Origin of the sequence: Nocardia coffeae, assembly GCF_019890715.1 — a bacterium.
GTDB lineage: Bacteria > Actinomycetota > Actinomycetes > Mycobacteriales > Mycobacteriaceae > Nocardia > Nocardia jiangxiensis.
The window spans coordinates 86,911-98,652 of sequence record NZ_JAINZY010000005.1 but is presented as its reverse complement, the minus strand read 5'-3'; the positions used below and the strand labels follow the sequence as shown (position 1 = coordinate 98,652).

The window sequence follows — 11,742 nt, the reverse complement described above, 5'->3', positions numbered from 1 at the left end:
CTTACGGGATCAGACGATTCGGATCAGGATCTCGGAATGTCCGGCGCGGATGATATCGCCGTCGGCGAGCTGCCAATCCTGCACCGGCGAGCCGTTGACCAGCGTTCCGTTGGTGGAACCGAGGTCCGAGAGCATCGCGACCTGACCGTCCCACCGGACCTCGATGTGGCGGCGGGACACCCCGGTATCGGGAAGCCGGAAGTGCGCATCCTGGCCGCGGCCGATGATGTTGCTTCCCTCACGCAGCTGATAGGTCCGGCCGCTGCCGTCGTCGAGCTGGAGGGTCGCCGAGTAGCCCGAACCGCCCGCGGGCGCCTGGCCGGGCGCGGCGTACCCGCCCTGCTGCTGGCCGTAGCCCTGGTCGTAGCCGGGCTGCTGCTGGCCGTAGCCGCCCTGTTCGTACCCGCCCTGCTGCTGGCCGTAGCCCTGCTGGTAGCCCTGGTCGTAGCCGGGCTGCTGCTGGCCGTAGCCCTGGTCGTAGCCGGGCTGCTGGCCGTATGCCTGCTGTTGGCCGTAACCACCCTGGTCCGCGTAGCCCTGTTGTTGCCCGTAGGCCTGGTCGCTGTAGCCCTGGTGGCCCTGGTCGGCATAACCCTGCTGGCCGTAGCCGGCCTGGTCGTACCCGCCGTGCTGGTCATACCCCTGGTCGTATCCGTGCTGGTCGTAGCCCTGCGGCTGGCCGTAACCCCCGCCACCCTGCTGGTAGTCCTGACCGTTCTGGTAGTCGCCGTACCCCTGCTGCGCATCGGGTGCGGCGTATTCACCACCGGCCGGAGCCTGATAGCCACCACCCTGCGGAGCCTGATAGCCACCGCGGCCGTAGTCGTCGTAGCCCGGGGCGGGGCGGCCCGCCGGCGGCGGCGCGTACCCGCGGTTGCGTGGATCGGACTCCGCGGGCTCACGGCTCGGGTCGTAGCCTGAGTTCTGCGTCATGGGGCCAGCTCCTGGTTGCGGGTTTGCGGTTCTTTGTCGGGGTGGTCCAGGTCGGCCGGGTGAGGGTCCGCGGGCCGCCGGGTTTCGGCGGTCCGCGTCGGGATCGACCCGACCGCGAGTCCTGAACTGCCCGGTGTGCAGCGTAGGGGATGGTTCGAATTCGACGTGTACTTCACCGTAGGTCTGCCACCCCTGTTCGCGGATGTAATCCTGCAGGTGTTTGGCGAACGCCCGGGTGGTGAGATCGTGATCGGCATCGAGTTGCTGCAGGTCCGACGCATTGATGGTGATGGTGTAGCTGTTGGGAGCCAGCAGATGGCCACCCTCTAGTTCGGTGACCTGATCGGAAGCCTCACGCTGGAGTGCCGCCTCCACCTCCTGCGGGACGACACTACCGCCGAAGACGCGCGCGAACACGTCCCCGACCGCCCCCTGCAGGCGGCGTTCGAAGCGGGTCACGAACCCCATCTCTGCCTCCTCCGGTGCACATGCGTCAGGTCGTCTGTTCGGGATTGACGACACGCCGATAGGGCGTGTCGACGTGGGGACACGGTCACTGCATGATATCCACGATCGTCCACACCTGTAACTCCCGGCGGTACCCGCGGGTTCCCGATCCTGCACAACACCCCGTGTAGGGCCGTGAACAGGCGATTTCGTCTCGACTGCGCCCCCGTGCTACTGTCTTCCAGTCGCTCGGGCGAGTGGCGGAATGGCAGACGCGCTGGCTTCAGGTGCCAGTGTCCTTCGGGACGTGGGGGTTCAAGTCCCCCTTCGCCCACCAGAACGAGTAAGGGCCGGAGTTCAACTCCGGCCCTTACTCGTTTCCGTATGCCGATGCTGTGCCCGGTACGCCCGATCGCCCGATCGGTGCGGTCTGTCAGGAATTTCACACGCACGGCCGCCGTGATCCGGTTCTGCACGCGTCGCGTGCATTTCGCGGTCGATCTCGCTCGGGGTGAAATTCGACGATACGCTGGTTCCCAGGGTATTCAGGCGGGGATTCATTTCATGGCGATCAGGCAGATTACCGATGTGCGGCACAGTATTTCGTGTGCGCGACGTACGGCGCGAGCAGCCAAGGCCGAAGGCGCGAGCGACCACGAGGCCGCGCTCGAGGTGCACCGGCATTGCGGACTGTCGCTGTTGCGGGCGCACCGGATCGTGCACGGCTACACACTCGTCGAAGCGGTCGACGCGCTCAAAGAACTTCTGCGAGAACGTGGTACGCCCGCCGAGGGGCTGGCTCACCAGCGGATGTCGCAGTGGGAATCCGGTCGCGACACGCCGTCTCCGCATTATCTGGACGCACTGTGCTTCCTCTACCGAACCAGACCCGACCGGCTCGGTTTCGGGCACGACTACTCCGAACCGGATCCGGTCGCACGGAGAGAATCCGAGGACACGGTGGACCGACGTCATTTTCTGAGTTTCGCCGCCGCGGGCGCCACATTCCTGTCCGCACCGGCCGCACTGGGCGGATGGTCGAACGAGGACATCGAGTACCCGGGCGGTAGACGAGCGACCACGGCATATGTGGGGCTGCTCGAGGATCTGACCGAACAGAACGGATACGGCCTCTACACCGCGCCGCCCGCGGAGTTCATCCCCTCGCGCATGGTCGACCTCGCCCGTATCGAGGCATGCCTGTTGACGACCGACTCGCAGGACGCTCGCCGCCGCCTGCATCGGATGTTCGCCAAGAACGCGGGCTTCATCGCGATCCGGCTCAACGACATCGCGGGACCGGAGGAAACCTTCGAGTGGTTCCGGATCGCGCGCCTGGCCGCCGAGCGCGCCGAGGACCGGACGGTGGACGCATGGGTCGCCGGGCATGTCGGCGACGCGTGCACCTGCCAGCGGCACGGTTACGCCTCGGGTCTGACCGCCGCACAGAAAGCGCAGATCGCCGGGTCGCGGACGGCGAATCCGGCGGCGGTGCTCGGCTATCTCGTCGAAGCGGGAGTGCAGGCGCGGCTGGGGCGTCGCCGCGAAACCATCGATGCCGTGCGCAGCGCGGAGCGGATGTTCGACAAACTGCCGGCCGCCGCGACCGCCGCGGACGGGGTCGGTGTGAGCGAATATCTGCTGCGCTGGCATCAGACCAACGCCCTGGCCGCGGCCGGGGCGCATCAGGCCGCGCGGCCCCTGCGGGAACGGGTGCTGGAGTTGCCGTTCATTCGACACGATGAGGTCGGAAAAGCGTTGCTGCACTTGGACGAGGCCGCCGCGGAAATAGATCGGGGACAGGTGGATCTGGGCTGCGACATGATCGGCTCCGCCTGGCAGCGGTTGTCCGGTGAGTTCCGCACCGGGCAGGTTCCGCGACGCGCCTTCGAGATCCTCGACGGTGTGCGACCCGCCCATGCCGCGACGCGCGCGGTGGTGGACGTCCGCGAGTTGTTGACTGTTTGACCGCGTACCCGATCCGCTCAGAAGTAGGAGTCGAGCCGTCCGCGCCGTCGCACGTCCAGCGTCGCGCAGTGGAATGAGCCGCCGAAGCTGTTGAAATGCCGGAAGTCGCACGGGATCGGGGTGAGACCGAAGGCTTGCAGGGTGCGGATCATGGGTTCGTCCTGGCGTTCCACGACGACGCGGGTCTCGTCGAGCATCAGCAGATTCATGTTGATCCACCGGCTGCTCATGTAGAACGGATGCGATTCGGGGACAACCGGTTCCGGAGCCGTCGCGACGTCCCAGTCCTTGAACAGCCGCGGTATCTCGCGGACGCGACTGGGGTTGATCAGCAGTTTTCCGGGTGCGAGCGGCATCAGGGTGGCATCGATGTGCATCGGGTGCGGATCGTCGAATTCGAAGACGTGGATGCGGAATTCGTCGCCGAGATGGCGTTGCAGCCACTCGATGCCGAAGGCGTTGGTGACATTGCTGCGCTGCGCGATGATGTCCCGCCCGCAGCGCAGGAAGTCGGCGCCGTCGAAGGTCGGTTCGAATTCGGTGACTACCAGACGCGGTGCGGCGTCGGCGGCACCGGCTTCGGCCCAGTTCTGGTCGTACTGGTCGTCGAGCAGTTCGGGTTTCGGACCCGCGCTCCATCGCGCTCCGGCCCGGAAGTATTCCTTCAGCAGCGGTCGATAGGCCAGGCATTCGTAATAGCGTGCGCGCCAGGCCATCGGGCACTCGATGATCTCCTCGCCGATCACCAGCAGCGTGTCCCGCGGCATCGCGGCGTACATCCCGGTGCTCGACCACGCATGCGTGGAATAGTCGACTCGCTGCGGGATCGGTTCCGGGCGACGCACGATCACGCCTTCGCCTTCGAGGATGCGCGCGAATTCGGCCAGTTCCGCGGTCGCCGCGTCCACCAACTCACGGGGAAACGGATTACCCGCGCGAACCCGGAACGTGTCGAGTTGATCGGCGGGCAGCACCGGCGGCAGTGCGGTGTGCCAGGGTGGAAAGCTGGCGTCGTCCATGATGCCGAGCACCACCTCTTCGAGGGGATCCCACTCGGTGTAAGAACATACGGGCGCTGCTCGTACTTCCTGCCGCATCCCCGACACCCCCTGAAAAACGCTCGTTCCGAAGGTAATTCGGATCCCGACCGAGCTGGATCAACGATAACCCATGGGGGACAGCCATCGTGGCGAGTCGGACGATCCGGGCTGCGGCAAACCCCTTGCTACTCAACGACACCCGGAATGTATGTGGTGTGCGGACTACCGGCGTCGGCGACCACATTGCGAGGCCGGCCCGCGAGGAAACCGGCCAGGTTGTCGTAGATCTCGTGGAGATTGGCCGTTCGAGCGGTGTCGGTGTGCCACGCGGTGCCGGGCGTGAGGACGACGTTGTCGAGCGCGCGGAGCGTGTCGGCGGCGTCGGCGCCGATGTGGTCGAGGCACGCGCCCGCCAGTCGTCCCGTGCTCAGCATCCGTGCGAGCGCGGTCTGGTCGATCAGTTCGCCGCGGCTCGTGTTGATCAGGACGGTGGATTCCCGCAGCAGGGCGAGTCGTTGTGCGTTCAGGATGCCGCGGGTGGTGGCGTCGAGCGGTAGGTGCACGGACAGCACGTCGGCGCGCCGCAGCAGTTCCTCCAGCGGTACCACCGTGAGACCGTCGACCGGAGCGCCGGTCCGGTTGGTGCCGATGACGCTCATCTCGAATCCCGCGGCGATCCGCGCAACCTGCCCGGCGATCCGGCCGGCGCCCAACAGTCCCATGGTCCGACCGCGCAACTCCAGCTTCGGGAACGGCCGGGACGACTCGCGAACTCCGCCGCGCGCGGCCCGGTCGGCCGCAATCAGGCCGCGGGAGGATTCGAGCAATACGGCGTACACGTATTCGGCGACCGCCTGACGAGAGTGCTCGGGACAGTGCGCGACCGTGATTCCGGCGGCTGTGGCCGCGTCCAGGTCGACACCGTGAAATCCGTTGGTGGCCACCGTCAGATACCGCAGACGGGTGACCCGCCGCAGTAGTTCGCCCGGCAGCGGCGTCGACTCGACGATGGCCAGATCGGCGTCGCACAACCGGCGCACGGCCGTGTCCGGATCGGGGTGGTCGTCGAAGGCCTGGAAGTCGCCGAGTCCGGCGAACCGTTCATGCCACTCCGGCGGCAGGAATGTTGCTTGGTCGAGGTAGATGATTCTCATGCCGCACCTGCCATTCGAAGCTGGGGTGTGTGGTCGATCAGCCGGCGCAGTAGCCGACAGGCCAGCGCGAAGTCGGCGCAATCGCGGGCGAGTGCGAAGCGCACATAGCTGGAACCGGCGTGGTGGTCGTCCCAGTAGAAATGGTTGCCCGGCAGGATGGCGATGCCGATCTCTTCGGCCATGGCGACCAGGTCCAGCGCGCTCAGGTCGGCGCAGCAGATGCGGACCCATTCGACGCTGACCGCACGGTCGGTCGCGGCCGGGGCGAGGACGGATCCGCACAGGGCCTGTTGCAGCTCGCCGCGATTGATACGGATGAGCTCTCGAACGGTGGTGTCCAGGCCGCGTTCATGCGAATCCCGTAGGTAGGCGGTGAGCAGCCGCAGCACGAACGGGCTGACCTCGAGCATGATGTTGTTGTGCAGTTCCCGCATGTCCGGGAACAGGTGGGGGCTGGTGACCAGTGCACTGCATTTCAGCCCGAGGGTCGGCCAGGTCTTGCCGGTGTCCTCGATGCACAGGTAGTCCACGCCGGTGCGATGCAGGATGGCGTATTGGTCCCAGGCGTCGTAGGTTTCGTAGAACCGGAACGCCCAGTCGATGATCAGCAGTGTGCCCGCGGTCTTACAGGCGCGAGCGAGAAGTTCGAAGTCGCTGCGGGACAGGGTGAATCCGGTGGGGTTGTTCGGCAGGGTGAGAAAAAGTGCGTCCGGGCGGTCGCCGCGCTCGAGCAGATTCCGCAGGGTGTCGCCGAATCGGTGGCCGGAGAGCATCGTCTCGTCGACCGCGATCAGCCGCACCCCTCGGCTACGCAGGATCGCCGCCTGGGCGTCGATACACGGCCGGATCAATCCCGCCGACATACCCCTTTTTGCCAGGTAGGTGGCCACCAGATCAATGGACAGGGATGCGGCACCGGTGAGTAACCTGTGCGGGCTCGTCGTCATCGAATGCTGGCCGGACACGGTGAAGAAGGTGTGCTGGAAATCGGCCTCGATATCCTGCTGGGAGCCCAATTCACTGAGCGTGAATGTGTCCGACAGACGTTGCACGATCCGCTGTTGCTCGGCGTCCTGCCACTGGTGCGGGTGAGCGCCGGACAAATTGTGCCGGAGTCGGCTGCCTGACTGCTGAATCCTGGTCAGGTTCGGTAGCGCGCCGGTCGGCGGTGTGCCGGTTGCCAGGAAGGTCTCCAGCTCATGAGCCTCGAGGCGACCAGAGAATGCATCGAACATGGGAGGCACCTCTCCTGCATCAGGGGGCCTTTCATGCGCCAGGCCCTGACAATCCCGAGGGTGAGGCTTGCTGCTTACGGTGTCAAGTCGGGCAACTGGAACAATACCTTTTGGAAAAGTCCTACTTGATTAGTCCCACTTGATCCGAGGCCTACCCTCGGCTACGTAATACCCGCTCAGATCCAGATGCAATCAAGTGTTGATAGAAGTTTCGCCAGAGTTCGTGTTCAGCTGTACAGTGCGGCTTGATCGGTGGTAGTTTGCGTTCGCGTACGTCCGGTCGTTCGGGGAGAGTTGGAGAGGCGTCCATGCGCGAGGTGAAGCTGGCGGCAACGCTCAAGCATCTCGTCGACGACGGTGAGTACCGAGGCAACCGGAAACAGGTCTGCGCCGACCTGGGGATCACCACTGCCGCACTGTCGCAGTACATCAACGGCCAGACGACGCCCAGCGTCGAGAAGCTGGTGGCGCTGGCCGATCTTTTCAAAGTGTCGCTCGATTATCTGATGTTCGGCGAGGACGTCGTGGCCGGGCCCAGCGGTGAGCTCGAATATGGCCCGTTCGCCCGTTATGTCGAGGTCGGAGTGGATTCGCTTCGAGCGGATATCGCGGCGCAATCGGCCTTCGTCACGAAGATCAGCACAATTCTGTCCGAAACGATGGCCGAGCAGATCGACGCGGCGGCGCAGGTGGCCGCGAAACGGCCCTCGACCCTTCAGGGCATGCTCGATCGGGAGCAGATTCTCGAGCTCGAGCGTTACAGCGTGGCCAGTACGATCGTCGCGGTGGATCTCGCTGACGACATCGTCGAGGTCAACAGTAATATCGAACGGGGTGTGACGGCGAGCAATACGATTGCGATCGTCGCCGAGAACATCGCGAAGAAACGCACATATCACTATGTCCTGTCGCCGAGTATGCGGGATACGGATTCGATCATCGAGCGGTATCGGGCACTACTGCGGCGGCACAATCTGCGCGGGCGGCAGAATCTACGGGCGGCGGATTTGAAGCGCTGCACGTTCACCGTCGCCGATGACGAGATATTCGTGAGCTTCGGACTGTACGAGCTCGATGTGACGAGTTTTCGTCAGCAGAGTCCTATTCTGTATCAGTATCTGGCGCCATACATAGGAAACGACGGCAGAATCGGGTATATAGAATCCCCGGCGTCGCCCTTCCAGACTTTCTTCGTTTTCGATTCCGAACGTCAGAAATTGGCGGATCGTGAATTGCGGCGTCTCCAGTCGTCGGAATCCGAGAGTTCTGGAGGGTAGTTTCGAAAGTCCGAGGATTCCGGTGGGTGGCAGAGTCGGTGTTGTGATGATGTCCGATCGACGGAGTTTCTCGCAGGTCACAGTGCGTCGAAATCGTAACCGAATCGTATGACCCGGGCGTCAACCGAGAGAACAGGGTATCGGGAGTGGAGAAACTGTGACGGGGCTGGACGGTGTCGATTACCGACCCGGTGATCGGGCCTATCGCCCTGCTGCGGGAGCGGATCTGCCGACCGAGTGGCTGAAGCGTCAGACGCGCTATTGGGACACGGTCGCTCCGGTTTACGATCGGCACTACTCGACCGAATGGTCTGCCGGCGAGAACGCCATCGTCGCGGCGCGTTTGTCCAGGCTGCTGCCGGATCACCGCGATCCGCGGGTGCTCGATCTGGGCTGCGGTACCGGCCTGGGCTACCACCTGCTCACCGAGCTGCGGCCGCACGTGAATTACACCGGCGTGGACGCATCCGCCGGGATGCTGGAAGTGTTCCGGAAGAAATTCGACACCGACGTACACCTGATCAACCAGCCTGCGGAATGGCTGGCCGCCGGTCGTTTCGCCGATCTGGACCTCGTCATCGCGATATTCACCTCGGCGTCGTACATCGACCTGCCCCTGCCGGACCTTCTGGAGCGGGTCGGCGGGTGGATCAAACCGTCCGGCGGAATTTATCTGTCGTTCCTGAACAGGATGTCGATCGGGTCCCTCGGCAGCACCGGCTTCGGCCGGGTCATCGACTATTCGAGCAGAGGGATGAAATCGGGCACGGTTCCGGCGAGGCGGTACTCCACCCGTGAGCTGATCGAAACGTGCCGCGCTCTCGGTCTGACTGCGAACGTGGTCTCGCTCGGTCCCTTCGCCGGCCTGGTGGAGTCGAGGCTGTTCATGAAGGCCAATGCAGTATTGTCCAACAGTAGTTTGTTCGGACACACCATCGACGTTGTGATAACCGGACGAGGATGAAATGACCCTGCCGTTCTTCGGCCTGATCGATGTACTGGACCTGCTGCCCGCGGATTGGCGTGCGCAGGTCGATCGGGTGTGCCGAGACAGAGCGCGGCCGGCGGAACTACACGGTGGCACCAGTACCAGTCTCGAGCCGGTGGGGACCGTGATCGGTTACCGGCTGCTCACGGGCGGCAATATCGCCGAGTATCTGCCCTGGATGCACGAACTGTACAGAACCAGCTTTCGTCGGATAGCCGAGCGGGTCAGCGGTCTGAATCTGGAAACGGACAGTTCCGTTACTTCCGCTGTGAACATCAACGTGCTGGATCCAGGCGGGCAAGGATACGAGTGGCATATCGATTCCAATCCGGTGACGGGTCTGCTGTTTCTGAGCTCCCACCCGGATGGCGAAGGCGGAAGCCTGGAATTACGCCTATCCGACGACAACCTCTTCAGTATTCCGCCTCGTGCCGGAACTCTGCTTGTTTTCGATGCTCGCCGGTGTCCGCACCGGGTGAGCCCACCGACGCAGGCGGTGCGAATTTCGGCGCCGATGAACTACTTCGTCTCCGGGGAGCCGCGATACCGTCCCGGCGACCTCGACACCGCGCTGTACGCACAGCAGAACTGACGGTCAGACCCGCCCGCCGACCGGAACTGATCATTTGACCAGCTAGGTCCTCTCGGTACGCTTCGTCGGTCGTGGATGATCGTGCCGCGGCCGGTCGGGAATGCGAAACAGTCAGGTGGCAGCCATGAAACGAACTCGTCGGCGTAGCACGGCACGGCTGCGCACGGCGGTCACCGCGATGTGTGCGGCCGGGGTGCTCGTGGCCGGGACGCCCGCGCAGGCCGCGGCGTTCTGGGGTCCGTTCGCCGCGCCGAGTCCCGCGCTGGGGCCCCAGGGAAGCTCGACGATGCATGCCGATGCCGGGTCCTCCGATGCCACTCCGCTGGCCGGGCCCGGAGCGCGTGCGGTGCACACGACGATCTATCCGCTCGCCGCGGCCTGCCCGACCCTCCTGCAGGGATCGGACGGGATGGTGGTGGCGTTGTGCACCACCATGGCGGGGCGGACTCCGACGGTCGAGCTGATCGATCCCGATATGACCGGTTCGCTCGGAACTGCCTCGGCCACACTGCCTCTGGCGAAGGGCGGTCTGCTCGGCGGGGTGTACGCCTATCTGGACAATGCGAATCGGCTGGTGGTCGTGGACGGGCAGCGGCGGCTGCTGCGGATCGCGCATGCGCGGGATGCGGCCGGACGGTGGTCGCTGCAGGTGGCCTCGTCGGTCGATCTGTCCGGGGTGGTGTCCGCCGGGGACAGCGTGGTCGGGCTGGTTCCGGATCCGTCCGGGGCGGTCTGGTTCGCGACCGAACATGCGGTGGCCGGGCGGGTGGATCCGTCCGGACGGGCGGCGGCGATCTCGCTGGGCGGCGGGGAGATGGTGGAGAACAGCATCTCCGCGACCCCGAACGGCCGCATCGCGGTGGCGACAACGCATGCGCTGTACGAACTGCGGTCCGGTGCGTCCGGGCGTCCGGAAGTGCTGTGGCGCAAGGCTTACGATCGCGGCCCCGGCCGCAAGCCGGGGCAGCTCAGCTGGGGCACCGGATCGACGCCGGTGTACTTCGGTCCGGACAGCGGTGCGGACTACGTGGCCATCGTCGACAATGCGGCCGGTGCGGCCCATCTGCTGATATTCCGTTCCGGGACAGGGCAGTCGATGTGCTCGCAGCCGGTCCTGACATACGGCGGGCCGGGTAGTGAGAACGCTCCGATCGGGCTGGGCCGCACGGTCGTGGTGGCGAGTACCTACGGCTATCCGTATCCGGCGCTGCCGCAGGGCGCCGGTCCGGCGGTGCCGCCGACCGCGCCGTTCACCGGCGGGATGACTCGCGTGGATGTCGGGGCGTCCGGTTGTCACACGGTCTGGGACAACAAGGTTCGCAGTTCGGCCGTGCCGATGCTGTCCGCCCGCGACGGCCTGATCTACACGGTGAATCGGATCGGTCCCGCGGCCGCCACCGCGGTGGACGGCTTCGAATTCACCGCCGTGAACGCCGAAACCGGTGCGATCGCCGCGCACAGCCCGCTGCCCGGCACGATCGCGGAGGATCCATTGCAGACCGCGCCGTTGATCACCCGGGATCGCCGGGTGTTGCAGGGCACGCTGAGCGGGATCGTGCGCATCGGGTAATGCGCTGAGTCACTGTCACTCGCCATCTGCCGAGATCAGAGGGTGTGATCTTCGCCGCACTCAGGTCCGCCTTATCGGGGTCGCGCCGACTCTTCGGGGTGATAGCGGGCTGATCTGAAACGTTCGTAGATCAGTGTCTGGCGGCGAATAATCGGGTGCATATGCGCCGATTGCCTGTTACTGCTGGACGGCTTTCCGGAACGCGCCGAGGGTAACAAACTTCAAGTTTGTTTACTGGATGGCTACCCTTTTGTCGCTGTCCGTTGATGTGACAAATATGCAGGTGAACGGCCATTTTTAAGGTATGTGGACATCAAGTGAACAGAATTGGCAAACCTTACCTCGAGACTGAACGGGTTAATCCGTCTCTTCGATCCGGAGGAAAGGGAGAGTTCGGGCGGAGGCCGGATCGGCAGGCCCTGTCAAGTGCATTGATGGCGACGCTATGCGTTTGCCGAAGGTGTCGGACACCCTGTCCGACATGCGATTTTCGGGTGTTGGCATATACGCCGGACCCGCATGAGGGAGGTTGCGTGGG

9 protein-coding genes and 1 tRNA gene are annotated in these 11,742 nt (G+C 64.7%); 6 read left to right on the top strand and 4 right to left on the bottom strand.

Annotated elements, in window-relative coordinates:
* Nucleotides 1-9 precede the first annotated feature (9 nt).
* Nucleotides 10-1,401, bottom strand: coding sequence for an FHA domain-containing protein (locus K7711_RS20135; protein WP_222970994.1), 1,392 nt, complete (start codon nucleotides 1,399-1,401; stop codon nucleotides 10-12).
* A gap of 230 nt (nucleotides 1,402-1,631) precedes the next feature.
* Between K7711_RS20135 and K7711_RS20130 the strand changes: the two genes are divergently transcribed.
* Together K7711_RS20130 and K7711_RS20125 are read left to right on the top strand one after the other, a co-directional pair.
* Nucleotides 1,632-1,717: transfer RNA gene (locus K7711_RS20130), tRNA-Leu, on the top strand.
* Nucleotides 1,718-1,944: 227 nt separating this feature from the next.
* A complete protein-coding gene (locus tag K7711_RS20125; RefSeq protein WP_222970993.1) occupies nucleotides 1,945-3,348 on the top strand; it encodes a helix-turn-helix domain-containing protein in 1,404 nt (467 codons plus the stop codon).
* 17 nt (nucleotides 3,349-3,365) lie between these two features.
* Here K7711_RS20125 and K7711_RS20120 read toward each other — a convergent pair whose 3' ends face one another.
* From K7711_RS20120 to K7711_RS20110, 3 genes are all read right to left on the bottom strand, one after another.
* Nucleotides 3,366-4,445 (bottom strand): hypothetical protein, encoded by a 1,080-nt coding sequence (locus K7711_RS20120; protein WP_222970992.1) that lies wholly within the window; start codon nucleotides 4,443-4,445, stop codon nucleotides 3,366-3,368.
* Between the two features lie 128 nt (nucleotides 4,446-4,573).
* Entirely contained in the window at nucleotides 4,574-5,542 is a 969-nt protein-coding gene (locus K7711_RS20115; RefSeq protein ID WP_222970991.1) for a 2-hydroxyacid dehydrogenase, read from the bottom strand.
* A complete protein-coding gene (locus K7711_RS20110; protein ID WP_222970990.1) occupies nucleotides 5,539-6,777 on the bottom strand; it encodes an aminotransferase class I/II-fold pyridoxal phosphate-dependent enzyme in 1,239 nt (412 codons plus the stop codon). Before K7711_RS20110 ends, K7711_RS20115 begins: the two co-directional genes overlap by 4 nt.
* Before the next feature lie 308 nt (nucleotides 6,778-7,085).
* Here K7711_RS20110 and K7711_RS20105 point away from each other — a divergent pair, with 308 nt between their 5' ends.
* The 4 genes from K7711_RS20105 (at nucleotide 7,086) to K7711_RS20090 (ending at nucleotide 11,204) form a co-directional block, all read left to right on the top strand.
* Nucleotides 7,086-8,054, top strand: a complete 969-nt coding sequence (locus K7711_RS20105) for a helix-turn-helix domain-containing protein (RefSeq protein ID WP_222970989.1) — start codon at nucleotides 7,086-7,088, stop codon at nucleotides 8,052-8,054.
* Between the two features lie 157 nt (nucleotides 8,055-8,211).
* Nucleotides 8,212-9,018 (top strand): class I SAM-dependent DNA methyltransferase, encoded by an 807-nt coding sequence (locus tag K7711_RS20100; protein WP_222970988.1) that lies wholly within the window; start codon nucleotides 8,212-8,214, stop codon nucleotides 9,016-9,018.
* A 1-nt stretch (nucleotide 9,019) separates the two neighbouring features.
* Complete coding sequence (locus tag K7711_RS20095; protein ID WP_222970987.1) at nucleotides 9,020-9,634, top strand: 2OG-Fe(II) oxygenase family protein; 615 nt, start codon at nucleotides 9,020-9,022, stop codon at nucleotides 9,632-9,634.
* A 124-nt stretch (nucleotides 9,635-9,758) separates the two neighbouring features.
* On the top strand, nucleotides 9,759-11,204 hold the full coding sequence (locus tag K7711_RS20090) for a hypothetical protein (protein ID WP_222970986.1): 1,446 nt from the start codon (nucleotides 9,759-9,761) through the stop codon (nucleotides 11,202-11,204).
* The last annotated feature ends 538 nt before the right edge of the window (nucleotides 11,205-11,742 follow it).